General features: G+C 70.4%; 14 protein-coding genes. 4 read left to right on the plus strand and 10 right to left on the minus strand.

Features of this window, described 5'->3' with window-relative positions; all coding sequences use genetic code 11:
* Nucleotides 1-355 precede the first annotated feature (355 nt).
* Together L3078_RS26770 and L3078_RS26775 are read left to right on the plus strand one after the other, a co-directional pair.
* A complete protein-coding gene (locus L3078_RS26770; RefSeq protein ID WP_239756478.1) occupies nucleotides 356-2,881 on the plus strand; it encodes an ATP-dependent Clp protease ATP-binding subunit in 2,526 nt (841 codons plus the stop codon).
* Nucleotides 2,882-3,349: 468 nt separating this feature from the next.
* Nucleotides 3,350-3,952, plus strand: a complete 603-nt coding sequence (locus tag L3078_RS26775; RefSeq protein WP_239756479.1) for a M23 family metallopeptidase — start codon at nucleotides 3,350-3,352, stop codon at nucleotides 3,950-3,952.
* A gap of 27 nt (nucleotides 3,953-3,979) precedes the next feature.
* Here the strand turns inward: L3078_RS26775 and L3078_RS26780 are convergent, their stop codons facing one another.
* Together L3078_RS26780 and L3078_RS26785 are read right to left on the minus strand one after the other, a co-directional pair.
* Entirely contained in the window at nucleotides 3,980-4,168 is a 189-nt protein-coding gene (locus tag L3078_RS26780) for a hypothetical protein (protein WP_239756480.1), read from the minus strand.
* Nucleotides 4,169-4,238: 70 nt separating this feature from the next.
* Nucleotides 4,239-4,859, minus strand: a complete 621-nt coding sequence (locus L3078_RS26785) for a TetR/AcrR family transcriptional regulator (protein WP_239756481.1) — start codon at nucleotides 4,857-4,859, stop codon at nucleotides 4,239-4,241.
* Nucleotides 4,860-5,025: 166 nt separating this feature from the next.
* On the opposite strand from L3078_RS26785, the gene L3078_RS26790 reads away from it, so the two are divergent.
* Nucleotides 5,026-6,651, plus strand: coding sequence for an MDR family MFS transporter (locus L3078_RS26790; protein WP_239756483.1), 1,626 nt, complete (start codon nucleotides 5,026-5,028; stop codon nucleotides 6,649-6,651).
* 252 nt (nucleotides 6,652-6,903) lie between these two features.
* Here L3078_RS26790 and cseC read toward each other — a convergent pair whose 3' ends face one another.
* From cseC to L3078_RS26820, 6 genes are all read right to left on the minus strand, one after another.
* Nucleotides 6,904-8,352, minus strand: coding sequence for a two-component system sensor histidine kinase CseC (cseC, locus tag L3078_RS26795; protein WP_239756485.1), 1,449 nt, complete (start codon nucleotides 8,350-8,352; stop codon nucleotides 6,904-6,906).
* 17 nt (nucleotides 8,353-8,369) lie between these two features.
* Complete coding sequence (gene cseB, locus L3078_RS26800; RefSeq protein WP_239756486.1) at nucleotides 8,370-9,086, minus strand: two-component system response regulator CseB; 717 nt, start codon at nucleotides 9,084-9,086, stop codon at nucleotides 8,370-8,372.
* 66 nt (nucleotides 9,087-9,152) lie between these two features.
* On the minus strand, nucleotides 9,153-9,836 hold the full coding sequence (locus L3078_RS26805; RefSeq protein ID WP_239756487.1) for a hypothetical protein: 684 nt from the start codon (nucleotides 9,834-9,836) through the stop codon (nucleotides 9,153-9,155).
* A complete protein-coding gene (locus L3078_RS26810) occupies nucleotides 9,824-10,375 on the minus strand; it encodes a SigE family RNA polymerase sigma factor (protein ID WP_239756488.1) in 552 nt (183 codons plus the stop codon). The genes L3078_RS26805 and L3078_RS26810 overlap by 13 nt, the downstream gene beginning before the upstream one ends.
* A gap of 321 nt (nucleotides 10,376-10,696) precedes the next feature.
* Nucleotides 10,697-11,662, minus strand: a complete 966-nt coding sequence (locus tag L3078_RS26815) for an HhH-GPD family protein (RefSeq protein ID WP_239756490.1) — start codon at nucleotides 11,660-11,662, stop codon at nucleotides 10,697-10,699.
* 653 nt (nucleotides 11,663-12,315) lie between these two features.
* The gene (locus tag L3078_RS26820) at nucleotides 12,316-13,407 is read right to left on the minus strand and encodes an LLM class flavin-dependent oxidoreductase (protein ID WP_239756492.1); all 1,092 of its coding nucleotides are present in this window, start codon (nucleotides 13,405-13,407) and stop codon (nucleotides 12,316-12,318) included.
* A gap of 321 nt (nucleotides 13,408-13,728) precedes the next feature.
* Here L3078_RS26820 and L3078_RS26825 point away from each other — a divergent pair, with 321 nt between their 5' ends.
* Nucleotides 13,729-14,568 (plus strand): hypothetical protein, encoded by an 840-nt coding sequence (locus L3078_RS26825; protein WP_239756494.1) that lies wholly within the window; start codon nucleotides 13,729-13,731, stop codon nucleotides 14,566-14,568.
* A gap of 269 nt (nucleotides 14,569-14,837) precedes the next feature.
* Here L3078_RS26825 and disA read toward each other — a convergent pair whose 3' ends face one another.
* Together disA and radA are read right to left on the minus strand one after the other, a co-directional pair.
* Nucleotides 14,838-15,962, minus strand: a complete 1,125-nt coding sequence (gene disA, locus L3078_RS26830) for a DNA integrity scanning diadenylate cyclase DisA (RefSeq protein WP_239756495.1) — start codon at nucleotides 15,960-15,962, stop codon at nucleotides 14,838-14,840.
* An 81-nt stretch (nucleotides 15,963-16,043) separates the two neighbouring features.
* A complete protein-coding gene (gene radA, locus L3078_RS26835) occupies nucleotides 16,044-17,453 on the minus strand; it encodes a DNA repair protein RadA (protein WP_239756496.1) in 1,410 nt (469 codons plus the stop codon).
* Between the last annotated feature and the right edge of the window lie 158 nt (nucleotides 17,454-17,611).

Raw genomic sequence — 17,611 nt, forward strand, 5'->3', positions numbered from 1 at the left:
GGCGTTCCACGGTGTGCGGTGACGCAAGGATGTTCGCCCTTAGCGGAGGGAACCGGTGCATCCGGCATGGAGTGTCAGTCCCTACGGGTAAGACATCCCTAGTGGGAGGGGGCGACACGCAGGAAAGGCCGTCTCACGTTCGCCATCGGCGTACTGATGGTGGGGGTAACTGCCTGGCCTGCGGGAACATCGTCTCGCACCATCGGGTTGGAGCAGATGTCGGCGTTCGGGGTCAGGAGGCCAAGGACGGTGTCGGCAGTTGGAATGAGCGGTCCCCGCTTGCGGGACTAAGCTGCGGAAGGACAGCGAGGGGAGCGTCCCCTCACTGCCTGACCGCTCTGAGGAGCGATTAACGATGTTCGAGAGGTTCACCGACCGCGCGCGGCGGGTTGTCGTCCTGGCTCAGGAAGAAGCCCGGATGCTCAACCACAACTACATCGGCACCGAGCACATCCTCCTGGGCCTGATCCACGAGGGTGAGGGTGTCGCCGCTAAGGCCCTGGAGAGCCTCGGGATTTCGCTCGAGGCGGTCCGCCAGCAGGTGGAGGAGATCATCGGGCAGGGGCAGCAGGCTCCGTCCGGCCACATCCCCTTCACCCCCCGTGCCAAGAAGGTCCTGGAGCTGTCGCTCCGCGAGGCCCTTCAGCTGGGCCACAACTACATCGGCACGGAGCACATCCTGCTCGGCCTGATCCGTGAGGGCGAGGGCGTCGCCGCCCAGGTCCTGGTCAAGCTGGGCGCAGATCTCAACCGGGTGCGGCAGCAGGTCATCCAGCTGCTCTCCGGTTACCAGGGCAAGGAGACCGCCACCGCCGGCGGCCCCGCCGAGGGCACCCCCTCCACCTCCCTGGTCCTCGACCAGTTCGGCCGGAACCTCACCCAGGCCGCTCGTGAGTCCAAGCTCGACCCGGTCATCGGGCGCGAGAAGGAGATCGAGCGGGTCATGCAGGTGCTGTCCCGCCGTACCAAGAACAACCCGGTCCTGATCGGTGAGCCCGGCGTCGGCAAGACCGCCGTCGTCGAGGGCCTCGCCCAGGCCATCGTCAAGGGCGAGGTGCCCGAGACCCTCAAGGACAAGCACCTCTACACCCTCGACCTCGGCGCGCTGGTCGCCGGCTCCCGCTACCGCGGTGACTTCGAGGAGCGCCTGAAGAAGGTGCTCAAGGAGATCCGCACCCGCGGTGACATCATCCTGTTCATCGACGAGCTGCACACGCTGGTCGGTGCGGGTGCCGCCGAGGGCGCCATCGACGCCGCTTCGATCCTGAAGCCGATGCTGGCCCGCGGTGAGCTGCAGACCATCGGTGCCACCACGCTGGACGAGTACCGCAAGCACCTGGAGAAGGACGCGGCCCTGGAGCGCCGCTTCCAGCCCATCCAGGTCGCCGAGCCCTCGCTCCCGCACACCATCGAGATCCTCAAGGGCCTCCGTGACCGGTACGAGGCGCACCACCGCGTCTCCATCACGGACGAGGCCCTGGTGCAGGCGGCGACGCTCGCCGACCGGTACATCTCGGACCGCTTCCTGCCGGACAAGGCGATCGACCTGATCGACGAGGCCGGTTCCCGGATGCGCATCCGCCGGATGACCGCGCCGCCGGACCTCCGCGAGTTCGACGAGAAGATCGCCGGTGTCCGCCGGGACAAGGAGTCCGCGATCGACTCGCAGGACTTCGAGAAGGCCGCCTCCCTGCGCGACAAGGAGAAGCAGCTCCTCGCCGCGAAGGCCAAGCGGGAGAAGGAGTGGAAGGCCGGCGACATGGACGTCGTCGCCGAGGTCGACGGCGAGCTGATCGCCGAGGTCCTCGCGACCGCCACCGGCATCCCCGTCTTCAAGCTGACCGAGGAGGAGTCCTCGCGTCTGCTGCGCATGGAGGACGAGCTCCACAAGCGGGTCATCGGCCAGGTCGACGCCGTCAAGGCGCTGTCGAAGGCGATCCGTCGTACGCGCGCCGGTCTGAAGGACCCGAAGCGTCCCGGTGGTTCGTTCATCTTCGCCGGCCCGTCCGGTGTCGGTAAGACCGAGCTGTCCAAGGCGCTCGCCGAGTTCCTCTTCGGTGACGAGGACGCGCTGATCTCTCTCGACATGTCGGAGTTCAGCGAGAAGCACACGGTCTCGCGGCTCTTCGGTTCGCCTCCCGGCTACGTGGGTTACGAAGAGGGCGGCCAGCTGACCGAGAAGGTCCGCCGCAAGCCGTTCTCCGTCGTCCTCTTCGACGAGGTCGAGAAGGCCCACCCGGACATCTTCAACTCGCTGCTGCAGATCCTGGAGGACGGTCGCCTGACCGACTCCCAGGGCCGGGTCGTGGACTTCAAGAACACGGTCATCATCATGACGACCAACCTCGGCACCCGGGACATCTCCAAGGGCTTCAACCTGGGCTTCGCGGCCTCGGGCGACAAGAAGACCAACTACGAGCGCATGAAGAACAAGGTCTCGGACGAGCTCAAGCAGCACTTCCGGCCCGAGTTCCTCAACCGTGTCGACGACGTCGTCGTCTTCCCGCAGCTGACGCAGGAGGACATCCTCGCGATCGTCGACCTGATGATCGGCAAGGTCGACGAGCGCCTGAAGGACCGGGACATGGGCCTCGAGCTCTCCCAGTCCGCCAAGGAACTGCTGTCCAAGAAGGGGTACGACCCCGTGCTGGGCGCCCGGCCGCTGCGCCGGACCATCCAGCGCGAGATCGAGGACACCCTCTCCGAGAAGATCCTCTTCGGCGAGCTGCGCCCCGGCCACATCGTGGTCGTGGACACCGAGGGCGAGGGCGAGACCCAGACCTTCACCTTCCGGGGTGAGGAGAAGGCGGCCCTGCCGGACGTCCCGCCGATCGAGCAGGCGGCCGGCGGTGCCGGGCCGAACCTGAGCAAGGACGCGTAACCGCTGCGCTCGGCCTGAGCGAGCAGAGAAGGGGCGGCCCCGGGACTTCGGTCCCGGGGCCGCCCCTTTGTCGTGCCGTGACACCCCGGAAATGAGTGACGCGGACCTCGTAGTCGGCGTCACATTCGCGCGTTCTTCACGGCCGGTATCGGTGACGTGCCGCACAGGTCATTTGTCCGGTACTAGGTGGAATAGTGGCGAAGGACTAGCGGGCAAAACGGACATTCGGGCCTGAGGGTGAGGGATTCAGGTCCTGCTGTGCAGGTGAGGGGTGGTTTGGGGGCGAGTGTCAATGAGAGGTGGGATTTGCTGACACCTACGACTTTCGGTCGTAGGTCACATGTTTGGGGGGTTTTGGGACGTCGGGGTACCAAGGGTTGTCCCATTCGGCGGCCGCAGATGTGTGCCGGGTGGGATTCGTGCCCGCCGAGGCACGTTCCCTGTCTCCGTCCCCCCGTGAGGTACTCCATGTCGCAGCGTGTTCGCACTCCCCGCACCCGTACGTCCCAGCTCCGTGTCCGCGCCGCCGTGATGGCCGTGGGCGTGGGTGTCTCGGGAGTGCTGGGCGCCGGGGTCGCGGCCGCCGCCGGTGGTGCTCAGGCCGCGAGCGCCGGCACCGCCACCGTCCAGACCGCCGCCGCCAAGAAGGCCGCCTCCTGGGTCAGCCCCGTCAAGGGCTACAAGCTGAGCGCGCGGTTCGCGCAGGCCGGCAACATGTGGTCCGCCAAGCACAGCGGCCAGGACTTCGCCGTCAAGAGCGGTACGGCCGTCGCCGCGGCCCACGGCGGTACCGTCGTGAAGGCCGGCGGCAACGGCGCCGGTGACGGCCCGGCGTACGGCAACGCCGTCGTCATCAAGCACGGCAACGGCACGTTCTCGCAGTACGCCCACCTGGCCAAGGTGCACGTGAAGGCCGGGCAGGTCGTCAAGACCGGGCAGCGCATAGCCCTCTCCGGCAACACCGGTAACTCCAGCGGGCCGCACCTGCACTTCGAGATCCGTACGACCGCGAACTACGGCTCCGCCATCGACCCGGTCGCCTTCCTGCGGGCCAAGGGCGTCGGCGTCTGAGTCGCTCGTGCGTGACGCCGTGGCCGATCAGCACGGGCCGTAGTCCTGGCCCGTGCCGCACATCGGAGTGTCGGCGTAGTAGTCGTTGAAGAAAGCGATGAGGACCAGCATCGCGATCACGACCGCCACGGAAGCGGCCAGTGCGATGCGGTGGCTTCTGCGGTCGTGGGCGGCGCGCTCCTCGTCGGTCATCCGGGCGTGGTCGTCGGCGTTCACGCGGGCCTCCCCGTGCGGATGTCCGGGAGGTTCCCGAAAGCTCTGAGGGTCTACCCGGGTACGACGCGCCTCAAGAGCCCTGGGTTGCGGCGTGGGCCTGCGTCACCAGGTCGATGGCGACCTCCAGGACTGCCTCGCGCTTCTCCTCGGGGTCGCCTTCGATGTCGCGGAGGACGAACATGCCGGCGTGCATGGTGAACAGGGCGCTCGTGCAGCGGACCTGGTCGGTCAGGGCGGCGTCCGGTTCCTTGATGGTGTCGATCAGCCGGATCATGCGGTCCTTGAACGTCTCGCCGATGCTCAGCTCACGCACCGTGGCCTGGTTCTCCTGCATGAAGCGGAAGAGCGGGGCGACGTCGGCCAGGGCCACGCTGTAACGGCGCAGGATCTCCCGCTTGGTGTCGAGAGTGCGCGGCTGGGTGCCGGCCCACTCGATCAGTTCGTCGATCGGGCGCTGCAGGTCCTGGAAGAGGCTGATGAGGATGTCTTCCTTGGTCTTGAAGTGGTAGTACAGCGCCGCCTTCGTCACGTCGAGGCGTTCGGCGATCTCCCGTAGCGAGGTCTTCTCGTAGCCCTGCTCGGCGAAGAGTTCGAGGGCGATGTCCTGGATGCGCTGACGGGTGTCGCCGCGACGCTGCCGCTTCGGAGCCGCGTCCGCCGCGCCCGGCTCGCCCTCTGTCGTGCCGCTCATCCTCGTACTCCTCGCCGCTCGGATGGCCCGGGTCGGTCAAGCCTCGGCCAAGCCCGTTGAACTTACTTGACGCCCGGCTAGTTAGGGGCCTAGCTTCCCTAAGTGTAGACAACTAGCCGGTCGGCAAGTAAGTGCTCGGGAGCTCCGGGGGGAGTGGAGGACCGCAATGGACGCGGAGAAGAAGAACGAAGTGAGCGGTGAAGCCGAGACGGACGGGCCGCGGCCGCGCAGTGTGCGGGTCGTGCTGCTCGCGCTCATGATCGCCATGCTGCTCGCGATGCTCGACAACATGATCATCGGGACCGCGATGCCGACGATCGTGGGCGAGCTGGGCGGCCTCGAACATCTGTCGTGGGTCGTCACCGCGTACACGCTCGCGACCGCCGCCTCCACTCCCATCTGGGGCAAGCTCGGCGACCTCTACGGCCGCAAGCGGGTCTTCATGACCTCGATCGTGATCTTCCTGATCGGGTCGGCGCTGAGCGGGATGGCCCAGGACATGGGCCAGCTCATCGGCTTCCGCGCGGTGCAGGGTCTCGGCGCCGGCGGTCTGATGGTCGGGGTCATGGCGATCATCGGTGACCTGATACCGCCCCGGGAGCGCGGCAAGTACCAGGGCATGATGGCCGGGGTGATGGCCCTCGCCATCATCGCCGGACCGCTGGTGGGCGGGTCCATCACGGACCACTGGGGCTGGCGCTGGTCCTTCTACATCAACCTGCCGCTCGGGATCGTGGCGCTGATCGCCGTCAGCGCCGTACTGCACCTGCCGAAGCCGTCCCGTGAGGGGCGGTCGGCGCGGAACATCGACTATCTGGGCGCGGCGCTGCTGACCGTCGGCATCACGGCGATCGTGCTGGTCACGACGTGGGGCGGGACCGAGTACGCCTGGGGGTCGGCCGTCATCATGGAGCTGATCGCGCTCGGGGTGACCTCGCTGGTCGGGTTCGTGTTCGTGCAGAAGCGGGCGGCCGAGCCGGTGATCCCGCTGCACATCTTCCGCAGCCGGAACTTCACGCTGATGTCCGTGATCGGGTTCTTCACCGGGTTCGTGATGTTCGGCGCGGTGCTGTTCCTGCCGCTGTACCAGCAGTCCGTGCAGGGCGCGTCCGCGACGAACTCCGGGCTGTTGCTGCTGCCGATGCTGGGGGCGATGCTCGCGGTGTCGATGGTGGCCGGGCGGGTGACCACGAACAGCGGCCGTTACAAGGTCTTCCCGGTCGTCGGGAGCGTCCTGATGATCGTGGGGCTGTTCCTGCTGGCGCAGATGGACACGGGGACGAGCCGGGTGACGTCCGGGGTGTTCATGGCCGTGCTGGGTGCCGGTATGGGATGCCTGATGCAGATCACCATGCTGGTCGCGCAGAACAGCGTCGAGATGAAGGACATGGGCGTCGCGTCCTCGACCACCACGCTGGCCCGGACGCTCGGGTCGTCGTTCGGGGTCGCGATCATGGGTGCGCTGTTCAACAGCCGGGTGCAGGACGTGATGGCCGAGCGGGCCGGGGCGCTGGGGTCCAAGGTGACCGAGCAGTCCGCGCAGTTGGACGCGCCGAGTATGGCGAAGCTCCCGGAGGCGGTGCGGGAGGCGTACCAGTACGCGGTGTCCTCCGGGACGCACTCGGCGTTCTTGCTGGGGGCGGTGGTGTCCGTGGTGGCGCTGGTGGCTGCGGTGTTCGTGAAGGAGGTGCCGTTGCGGGGGGCGGGGGCCTCCGGCGCGGGCGGGGTTGAGGGGGCTGGGGCGCCTGGGGTCGGCGGGGAGGCCGGGGCGAAGGAGGCTGCGGCCGTCTGATCGTGCGGTGGGCCCCCTGAGTTCGCGGTTGAGCTCGGGGGGTTCGGTGCGTCGGCGGGTGCGGGTCTGTGGGGGCTGGTCGCGCAGTTCCCCGCGCCCCTGAAAAGCAGGGGCTGCGCCCCGTGCTTTTCCGGCCCGCCGCCGGTCGCCTTTCAGGGCCACGGGGGCCTGCCTGGTCTTTCAGGGGCGCGGGGAACTGCGCGAGAAGCCCGACGCACCCGCAGCCGAAGAACCGGCCCCCGCACGCCAGGGCTACGTGTCGGTCGTCAGCGGGAGCATCGGGTAGCTCCCCGTGTTCGTCGGGGCGTGTTCCGGGAGCCAGAGGACGGCGACCGCGCCCTCCGCAGGGACCGTGTGCGGGGAACCGGGCGGGCGGATGTTGCGGAAGGTGAGGCGGGCGCCGAGGACGCGGGCCTGGCCGGCGGCGATGGTGAGGCCGAGGCCGTGCCCCTGGCCCGCCCGGTCGGACGCACCGGTGCGGAAGCGGCGGGGCCCCTCGGCGAGCAGCTCCTCCGGGAAGCCGGGCCCATGGTCGCGGACCCGGATGACGCGACCCTCGACGGACACCTCGATCGGCGGCCGACCGTGCTTCGCCGCGTTGGCCAGCAGGTTCAGCAGCACCCGTTCCAGACGGCGGGGGTCGGTCGTCACCTCGGACTCGTGCACCACCCGCACCCGCACGTCCGCGTTCTTCGCCGCCACCCGCCGCGCCACGAACTCACCCAGCATGATGTCCTGCAACTCGGCCCGCTCGGAGGCCCCGTCCAGGCGGGCCACCTCCAGCACGTCCTCGACGAGCGTGCGCATCGCCTGGGCCCGGTCCCGGACCAGCTCGGAGGGGCGCCCCGGAGGCAGCAGTTCCGCGGCCGTCAGCAGCCCCGTCACCGGCGTACGCAGCTCGTGGGCGATGTCCGCCGTCACCCGGCGCTCCGCCTCGATGCGCTGCCGCAGGGTGTCGGCCATGGCGTCCACGGCCCGCGCCAGCTCCGCGGTCTCGTCGCGTACGACACCGCCGATCGCGTCCTGCACCCGTACGTCCGACTCGCCCTTGGCCACCTCGTGCGCGGCGGCCGCCGCCTTGCGCAGCCGGCGGGACATCTGGCCGCCGATGAGGACGCCGAGGGCCGAGCCGCCGAAGACGACCGCGATCGAGCCGATGAGCAGCGCCTGGTCGAGGTCCCGCATCACCGCCGAGCTGTGGTCGGTGAAATCGGTGTGCAGGGACAGGACCCGCTTGTCCTTCAGCGGGACCGCCGCCCAGATGTCGGGCACCCCGTTCTCGCCCTCGGACACGTACGTGGCCCGACGCCCCTCGCTGACCTTGGCCAGCAGGTCCTTCGGGATGTCGGGGTCGTCGAGCTTCACCCCGAAGGCGCCCGACTTCAGCGGGCGGCCCGACTCGTACATGCGCTGGGCGACCTGGATGCGCTCGTCGGCCAGGTCGCGTGAGTTGTCGAGCATCGAGACGCGCGCCGCGTTGTGCACCACCAGGCTCAGCGCGACCGCCACCAGCGCGCCGACCAGGGCGATCGCCGCGCTCAACTGCCAGCGCAACCCGGTCCGGATGCCCGAGGCCGACCCCGAGGCCGCCCCTGACGCCCGCTCCGAGGCGGGCCCCGAGGCGGGCCTCGTGCCGGACGGGCGGTCGGGGGCGCGGGTCGCCTCCGGCGCCGGCCCTCTGCGTATCCCCCTCAGCTCCATGTCGGTCCCGTCCCCGCTCAGGCCTTGAGCTTGTAGCCGAAGCCGCGGACCGTCTCGATCCGGTCCTGGCCGATCTTCGCGCGCAGCCGCTGGACGTGGACGTCGACGACCCGGGTGTCACCGCCCCAGCCGTAGTCCCACACGCGTTCGAGCAGCTTGTCGCGGGAGAGAACCGTGCCCGGGGCGGAGGAGAACTCCAGCAGCAGGCGCATCTCGGTCGGTGTCAGGGCCACCGGCTCCCCGGACTTCCGTACCTCCATGCCCACGGTGTCGATCACCAGTTCACCGAGTTCGCCGAAGGTGAGCACCCCGCCGGTGCCCGCGGCGCCCGCCTCCTCCGCCTTGGCGTCACCGCCGCTCGCGTGGCCGAAGCGGCGCAGCACCGCGCGGATCCGGGCGACCAGGACGGCACCGTCGAACGGCTTGGTCACGTAGTCGTCGGCGCCCGCCTCCAGGCCCAGCACCACGTCGATGGAGTCGGCGCGCGCGGAGAGCATGATCACCGGGACGGTCGACTCGTCACGGATGCGGCGACACAGGGAGACCCCGTCCAGGCCCGGGACCATCACGTCGAGGAGGGCGATGTCGGGCCGGTCCGCACGGAACGCCTCCAGCCCCGACAGCCCGTCGGGCATGGCCGTGACCGCGAAGCCGTCCCGCTCCAGGGCGAGCTGGGTGGCCTCGCGGATGACGTCGTCGTCCTCGACGAACAGGACATGGGTCTGCTCTGCCATCCGGTGATCTCGCTCGCTCTCGGTAGAAGGGGGGCCGCCGGTGTCGTGACGGCGGGCGGGCCCGGCTCAGCCCTGCTCGGGGGTCGCCGACTCCGCGCCGCCCACCGCGGTGCTGTACTCGGTGCGCGTGCTGGAGCGCTGGACGAAGTCGTCCTTGATCCAGCGGTAGGTGGTGACTTCCTCGCTGGACGGATACGAGGACGGGTCGCCATTCTCGTACAGCTGCCGGGTGACCAGGAGGTCGCCCCGGTCGATGTCCGCGTAGACGGGGGGCTGTTCGGACAGGAAGACGCTCCGGTACGTCCCCTTCTCCGCGCGGTACACGTACGACGCCACACCGACGGCGTCCGCACACGTCATCACATTGACCACGAGGTCGTCGGACGAACCCCCGGTCAGGTCCCCGTACGTCACGTCCACCGGGTACTCGTCGGCCACGCACGGCTTGAGGTCGCTCTTGACCGCCTTGCTGACCTCCGGGTCCGCGCGGACCATCTTGACGACCTCGCCGACGCTCGGGTGGTCGCCGCCCGCGTCGGCGTCGGCCGAACCGGAGGCGGAGGGGGTGGCCGCGCCCGCCGCGAGGGAGTCGCTGTCGGCCGGTCCCTCGTCACGGGCGCCGGTGCCGCCCGTGCCGCAGGCGGACACGGAAAGGGCGAGGGCGGCGAGCACGGCCACCGCCGTGATCACCGCCTTCGAGGCCCGCCTGACCCCCGGACGGGGGCCGGCCGCTGTGCTCAGGCCGCGCAACGCTCCTGCTCCTCGCTCGCTTCGAGCGCACGGGCGGCGCGCTCTTCGTGGTCCCGCGACTCCAGCTCCTCGCGGAGCCGGGCCAGGGCACGGTGCAGCGTGCTCTTGACCGTGCCGGCCGACATGCCGAGGGCGGCGGCCGTCTCCTCCGTGGACATCTGCTCCCAGTGTCGCAGCACCACGACACTGCGCTGCTTGGGTGCCAGCACCTTCATGATGTCCATCAGGAGGGCGCGGTCCGCGTGCTGCTCGGTGGAGTCGTCGATGCAGGCGTCCGGCAGCTGCTCGGTCGGGACCTCCTCCAGCTTGCGGGCCCGCCACCACTCCGTCCGCGTGTTGATCATGACCCGGCGCAGATAGGCGTCCGCCAGGCGCTTGTCCGCGATGCCGTCCCAGCGGCCGAACGTCCGCGCCAGCGCCGTCTGCAGCAGATCCTGGGCGTCCACCGGGTCCGGCACGAGCCGGCGGGCGCTGCGCAGGAGCGCGTCCTGCCGGGTACGGACGTACTCCTCGAATTCGAGCACCTCGCCGTGCGCCATGATCAACCGCCTCCGTTCCCCGTTTCCGACGTCCGCGCTGTGGCGCGGTGCCGGTTGTCCGCCGCTTCGTGTGGTGGTGCGCTCCGCTGGATCCGCTGGTTCGTTTCGCGGGTTCCTGCGGTACGCCAATGAAGCTACGGAGGGGTTGTCACGGAGACGTCCGAGGCAGCCTGCGGAGAACGCTCGGCTGTCCGTCGGTTGTGTAACAGAAGTAGGAACGGGGTAAAGCGGGGTGGGTTTTGGGGCGGTGATGGGCCGGTTTACCCCGTCGGGAATGCCTCGGAGTCAGGTGAGGAGTCAGGTGAGGAGTCAGGTGAGGAGTCAGGTGAGGGGGAGGCGGTAGAGGCCGCCCGGGAGGGGTTCCACCAGTCCGTCGGAGACCAGGCCGTCGAGGGCTCGGGCCCGCTGCACCGGTTCGTCCCACACCCGGTCGAGGACCGCCTGCGGCACCGGCGCGATCGCGTCCCGCAGGACGGCGAGAAGCTTGCCCCGGACCTGGCGGTCGGTACCGGCGTACGTCTGACCGCGCCGCGCCGGCCCCTCGTGCGCGGGCTTCCCGGCCAGCCGCCAGGCGCACTGTCCGGCGATCGGACAGCGCCCGCACGTCTCGTTCTTCGCCGTGCACACCAGCGCGCCCAGCTCCATCGACGCGGCCGCCCACCGGGACGCCGTGTCGTCGTCCTCGGGCAGCAGGGCGCGGGCGAGCTTCCGCTCGGCGGCCGTGGTCGCGTTCGGCGGGTACTGCGTGCCGCTCACCGCGCGGGCGAAGACCCGCCGCACGTTCGTGTCGAGCACGGCGTGCCGCTGGCCGTACGCGAAGGACGCGACCGCGGCGGCCGTGTACTCGCCGATTCCGGGCAGCGCGAGCAGTTGGGCGTGGTCGCGGGGTACGTCTCCGCCGTGTCGTTCCGTTATGGCGACCGCGGCGCCGTGGAGCCGTAGGGCGCGGCGGGGGTAACCGAGTCGGCCCCATGCGCGTACCGCCTCGCCGGGGGGTTCCTTCGCGAGGTCCGCCGGGCGGGGCCAGCGGGCCAACCACTGCTCGTAGACGGGCAGGACGCGGTTGACCGGGGTCTGCTGGAGCATGAACTCGCTGACCATCACGCCCCAGGGGCCGGCTTCCGGTCGCCGCCAGGGCAGATCACGGGCGTGCGTCTCGAACCAGGCGATCACGGGGGTGTGGAGGGTGGTGGGCGCCGGGGTGGGGGTGGCTGTGGGGGCGCCTGTGGGGGTGGGGGTGGGGATTGCGTCGGCAGGGCTGCTCTGGGGTTTCGTGGGTGCAGTCATGGCACGGTCGATCCTGCCATGCGGGGTGTGGTGGGGGCGGGTTCTGGTGGGGGGTGTCTGGGGTCGGGTGTCTGGGGTCGGTCGGCCGGGTGCGGGTGGGTGGGGCTACTCGCGCAGTTCCCCGCGCCCCTGAAAAGCAGGGGCTGCGCCCCGTGCTTTTCGGCCCCGGCCGTCGTCCCTCGGCCCCGGCCGTCGTCCCTCGGCCCCGGCCGTCGTCCCTCGGCCCCGGCCGTCGGCCCCGGCCGTCGTCCCTCAGCCCGGCCGATGTCTTTGAGTCCGCCCGTCGGCTGTCACTTCGCCTGCCGTCTTCAGGTCGGCCGCCATTTTCATCCCCGGCCGCCGACTTTGAGCCCGCCTGCCGTCTCTCGCCCCGCCCGCCGTCGTCTTTCACCCCGGCCGTGGTCTTTCAGCCCGCCTGCCATTTCTTGTCTCGGTCGTCGACCCTTACTCCGGGCATCGTCTTTCAGCCCGTTGCGCTGTCTTCGTTCAGGCCCGGCCGCTTCGGCTGTGGCTCTGTGAGCTATTTGGGCCGCCTTGCTTTGTCTTTTGGGAGTGGCCGGGGCTGGGCTTCGGGGGCGTGGGGAACTGCGCGGGGAGGCTCTGTGGGGCTGTAGTCGCCGACGGTCCTCGCCCCCCCGAGTTCTCACGGGGTGTCAGGCGGAGGGGTGCCAGCCCAGGGTTGGGCCTAGGTTTGTTGCGATGTCCGTCAGGATTTGGACGTAGTCCTCGTGTTCGAAGGTGAACGGCAGGGCGAAGGCCACCTCGTCGATCTCACGGAACGCGACGTGGGCCCGTAGCCGCTCGGCGATCTCCGCGGACGTGCCCACCAGGTCCGGCGCGAACAGGAGCCGCCCCGGCCCCTGCGGCGCGGTGGTCCGGGGCAACCGCTTCGCCGCGTACGCCTCGTACTTGGCGCGCTGCTCCGAGCTCGCCGAGTCGGTGGGGATGACGACGAGACCCTGCGAGACCCGGGCCCGCTCGCCGTCGGGATGGTGCGCCCGGAACTCCCGGATGTGCGAGCGCTGGATCTCGGCGAAGTCGATCGCCGCCGACCCCGGTTCCGCCGCCACCGCGCCCTCCAGCGGCTCCTCCACCTTCACCACGCTGCTGGTCAGGAAGTTCATCCCGTTCTCCCCGGCCCACCGCGCCGACCGGACGCTGCCACCGCCGTACCACGTCCGCGCGCCCAGCCCGGGGGAGTGCGGCTGGACCCGGTCGGAGAAGACCTCGAACCCCTCGGTGCCGCTGAAGTCCGTGACCGCCTCGCCGCGTACGAAGCGCAGCAGCCGCCGGACCCGCTCGAAGCCGAAGTCCTCCGCGTCGGCGGTGTCCGGATAGAGCGCCCCCTTGACGGTGTCGTAGTGCATCGGCGGTCCGACGCTGATCCCCGGGTTGAGCCGGCCGCCGGACAGGAGGTCGACCGTGGCCAGGTCCTCGGCCAGCCGCAGCGGGTTCTCCCAGCCCAACGGGATGACCGCGGTGCCCAGTTCGATACGGGACGTGCGCTGCGAGGCGGCCGCCAACACCGCGACGGGGGAGGAGATGCCGTACTGCAGATGACGATGGCGCAGCCACGCGCTGTCGAAGCCGAGCCGCTCGCCCAGTTCGATGATCTCCAGCGTCGACTCGTGGCCCCGGCGCGGGTCGGCCTCGTCGAACAGCCCGATGGTCAGGAACCCCAGCTTCCGCAACGGCCTCGCCGCCGGTGCGCTGACGCCGTTCTCCACGTTCTCGGATCCGGCCATCGTCTTCTCCAAGTCCTGCGGCGCGCTTCGGTGGTGGGGACGATTGTGGCAGGTGGGTCCTGGGAGGTGCCGAGTGGACTCGGTGCCGGCGGTGAGTGTGTTCCGTGAACGGGCGTACGGAGCCGGGGAGTTGCCGCTGGTCGTGCGACCTGAACTCGGTTACGGAACGTGCTGGTGCGGGCTCTGTCATCACACACCGCGATCATGGGGCGCCCAGCCGGGACGATCACGGGAACGACCGGGATGATGATCCGGAAAAGTTGAGGTTTCGGGCGGCGGGTGGGGCCAGCGAAGTGCCGGATCTCTCGTACAGTTTGCGCCGTGGGATCTCTGCGCAATCCGATCGGGCCGCTTCCCTCCACCATCTACTGGCGACGGAGGGCCGTTCTGCTGACCGTCGTCGGTCTGCTCGCGATCCTCGTCGTGTGGGTCGTCACCGGCGGTGGCGGAGACGGCGACAACAACGCGGGTGGGCCCGACGGAAAGAATCCCGCGACCTCGATCACTCCCGGGCCGTCCAGTTCCGGTCCCGCGATCAGTGACGCACCGGGCGGACGCGATGAGTCGGGGGACGAGTCGGGGTCCGGGGGCGGCAGTTCGGGCTCCGGGGCGGGGGATGGTTCCGGGTCCGGCTCCGGTTCGGGTTCCGGTGGTGGGGAAACGACTGCCGGCGCCGGTGCGGCGGGTGGGGGCACGTCCGACGACGGCGGCAAGAACGGCAGCAGCTCCGGGGAGCAGGTTCCGGCGGGGTCCAGCTTGCCCAACTGCACTGCCGGGGCCGTGAAGTTGACCGTGCGCAGTGTGCGTAACGCCTACGAACCCGGGGTGAACCCCACGTTCGAACTCATCGCCCGCAACTCCTCCGGTGGGGACTGCAAGCTCGATCTCGGGCCGGACAACACGGTGGTGACGATCACCCCTGCCGATGCCGACGACGCGTTCTGGGCGTCCGACGACTGTCATGAGACGGCGGGGAGCCTGATGTTCAAGGTGCCGGCCGGGGATCGGGTCACCTACACCGTGGAGTGGAACCGGGATCCCAGCGCCCCCAACTGCGCGACCCCGTCGCCTGGTTCGGCGACCGCCGGGACGTATCTCGTCGAGGCGAAGGCTCCGGGGCTGGCCACGGCTCGGACGTCCTTCGTGCTGGAGAAGGACTGACGGGCGGGTTCGGCTTCGGCTTCGGCTGGGTCCCGGTTCGGGTGCCGGGTCGCGTTCTGGCTCGCGTTCCGCAGGGGGTTCCCGCCCCCGCCGCCCCTACCCGTCCCCTCCCTGAGGGCTGCGCCCCCAGACCCCCCTGTCGGCCTCCGGCCTCGTCCTCAAACGCCGGACGGGCTGGGTGGGCCGGGGTGCACTGACAAACCAGGACGGGCTGGGGTGCTCGGGCGGTGCGCCTGCCGCCAGAGTGGGCTGGGGTGCTTGCGGGGCCGTTAGACGTAGCGTTCCAGGATTGAGGACTCTGCCAGGCGGGACAGGCCCTCGCGGACGCTGCGGGCGCGGGCCTCGCCCACGCCGTCGACCGTCTGGAGGTCGTCGACGCTGGCGGCGAGGAGCTTCTGGAGGCCGCCGAAGTGTTCGACCAGGCGGTCGATGATCGCGCCGGGCAGGCGGGGGACCTTGGCGAGCAGGCGGTACCCGCGCGGGGAGACCGCCGAGTCCATGCCCTCCGGGGAGCCGGTGTAGCCGAGGGCGCGGGCGACCGTGGGGAGTTCGAGGAGCTCCGCGTGGGCGAGGGCGTCGAGTTCGCGGAGGGCCTCGTCGACCGTGCGGGAGCGCTTCGCGGTGGGCTCGGGGACGTAGTCCCTGACCACCAGTTCGCGCTCGGGTTCGACGCCCGCGATCAGTTCGTCGAGCTGGAGGGCCAGGAGACGGCCGTCCGTGCCCAGTTCGACCACGTATTCGGCGATTTCGGTGGCGATGCGGCGGACCATCTCCAGGCGCTGGGCGACCGCCGAGACGTCCCGGACCGTCACCAGGTCCTCGATCTCCAGCGCGGAGAGCGTGCCGGCCACCTCGTCCAGGCGGAGCTTGTAGCGCTCCAGGGTCGCGAGGGCCTGGTTCGCGCGGGACAGGATCGCGGCCGAGTCCTCCAGGACACGGCGCTGGCCGTCGACGTAGAGGGCGATGAGGCGCATCGACTGGGAGACCGAGACGACGGGGAACCCCACCTGTTTGCTCACGCGGTCCGCCGTGCGGTGCCGGGTGCCCGTCTCCTCCGTGGGGATCGTCGGGTCGGGGACCAGCTGGACGCCCGCCCGGAGGATCTTGGAGAGGTCCGAGGACAGCACGATGCCGCCGTCGAGCTTGCACAGCTCGCGCAGGCGCGTCGCCGTGAACTCGACATCCAGGACGAAACCACCCGTGCACATCGGCTCGACGGTCTTGTCGAAGCCGAGCACGATGAGCCCGCCCGTGTTGCCACGGAGGATCCGTTCAAGCCCGTCGCGCAGGGCCGTGCCTGGGGCCACGGCGCTCAGTGAGGCGCGCATGAGGCCATCGGCACCGGAGCTCCCACCGGACTTTCCGGGAGCTGCTGCCCGGTCGTTGGCTGCCACTGCACTCCTCCGGTCGCAGGTTCTGGGGCGCTCCCGTTTCGCACACGTGGTTCGTACGGACGGGCGAGACCTGGGCAAAGTCTACCGGCGGTCCTCCTCGTCCCGTGGGGCCTCTCGCCGACGGGATCGGGGCAGTACCCGGAGCGCGTCCCCCATGTCGGCCACTTCCAGCACCTTCATGCCGGGCGGAACCTTGCCGGGATCGGACGGAACGAGCGCGTGCGTGAACCCGAGACGGTGCGCTTCGGAGAGCCGGCGCTGGACGCCCGTGACCCGTCTGACCTCGCCCGCCAGTCCCACTTCGCCGATGGCGACGAGGTTCTTGGGCAGGGGGGTGTCGGTGGCCGCCGACGCCAGGGCCAGGGCGATCGCCAGGTCCGCGGCGGGTTCGGAGAGCTTCACGCCGCCGACCGTCGCGGAGTAGATGTCCCGCTTGCCGAGAGCGCTGATCCGGCCGCGCTGCTCCAGAACCGCCAGCATCATCGAGACCCGGGAGGTCTCCAGGCCGGAGGTCGTGCGGCGGGGGGAGGGGAGCTGCGAGTCGACTGTGAGCGACTGCACTTCCGCGACCAGGGGGCGGCGGCCCTCCAGGGTGACCGTCAGGCAGGTGCCGGGGACGGGTTCGTCGCGGCGGGTGAGGAAGAGGCCGCTGGGGTCGGTCAGGCCGGTGATGCCCTCGTCGTGCAGCTCGAAGCAGCCGACCTCGTCCGTGGCGCCGTAGCGGTTCTTGACGCCGCGGACCAGGCGGAGGCGGGCGTGGCGGTCGCCCTCGAAGTGCAGCACCACGTCGACGAGGTGCTCCAGGAGGCGGGGGCCCGCGATGGCGCCGTCCTTGGTGACGTGGCCCACGAGGAGCGTGGACATGCCGCGTTCCTTGGAGGCGCGGATCAGGGCGCCGGCGACCTCGCGGACCTGGGCCATGCCGCCGGGGGCGCCGTCGATCTCCGGGGAGGCGACCGTCTGGACCGAGTCGAGGATCAGGAGGGACGGCTTGACCGCGTCCAAGTGGCCGAGGACGGCGGAGAGGTCGGTCTCGGCGGCGAGGTAGAGGTGGTCGTGGAGGGCGTTGATGCGGTCGGCGCGCAGGCGGACCTGGCTGGCGGACTCCTCGCCGGTGACGTAGAGGGTCGGGTGCTCGGCGCTCGCGGACTTGGCGGCGGCGTCGAGGAGGAGCGTGGACTTGCCCACGCCGGGCTCGCCCGCGAGGAGGACGACGGCGCCGGGGACCAGGCCGCCGCCCAGGACCCGGTCCAGCTCGGGGACGCCGGTGGAGCGTGCGGTGGCCTGGCGGCCGTCCACCTGGGCGATGGGGACGGCGGAGGTGGTGACGCGGCCGGGGCTCGTCGTGCGGACGGCTGGGGTGCCGTACTCCTCGACCGTGCCCCAGGCCTGGCATTCGGGGCAGCGGCCCAGCCACTTGGCCGTCTGCCAGCCGCATTCCGTGCAGCGGTATGCCGGGCGGTCCTTCGCGGTCTTCGTACGGGCAGCCATGGACGAACCGTAACGGAGGGCACTGACAGTGTCCGACGGGTGGGCGAAGGGGGCGTGGGGGGACGGGCTTTGGGGGCGTGACTCTGGGGGCGTGACTCTGGGGGCGGGGAGGGATGGGGGGCGGGGAGAGGAGGGCGCGGGTGTGTGGGGCTTCTCGC

This window comes from Streptomyces deccanensis, from assembly GCF_022385335.1.
Lineage (GTDB): Bacteria > Actinomycetota > Actinomycetes > Streptomycetales > Streptomycetaceae > Streptomyces > Streptomyces deccanensis.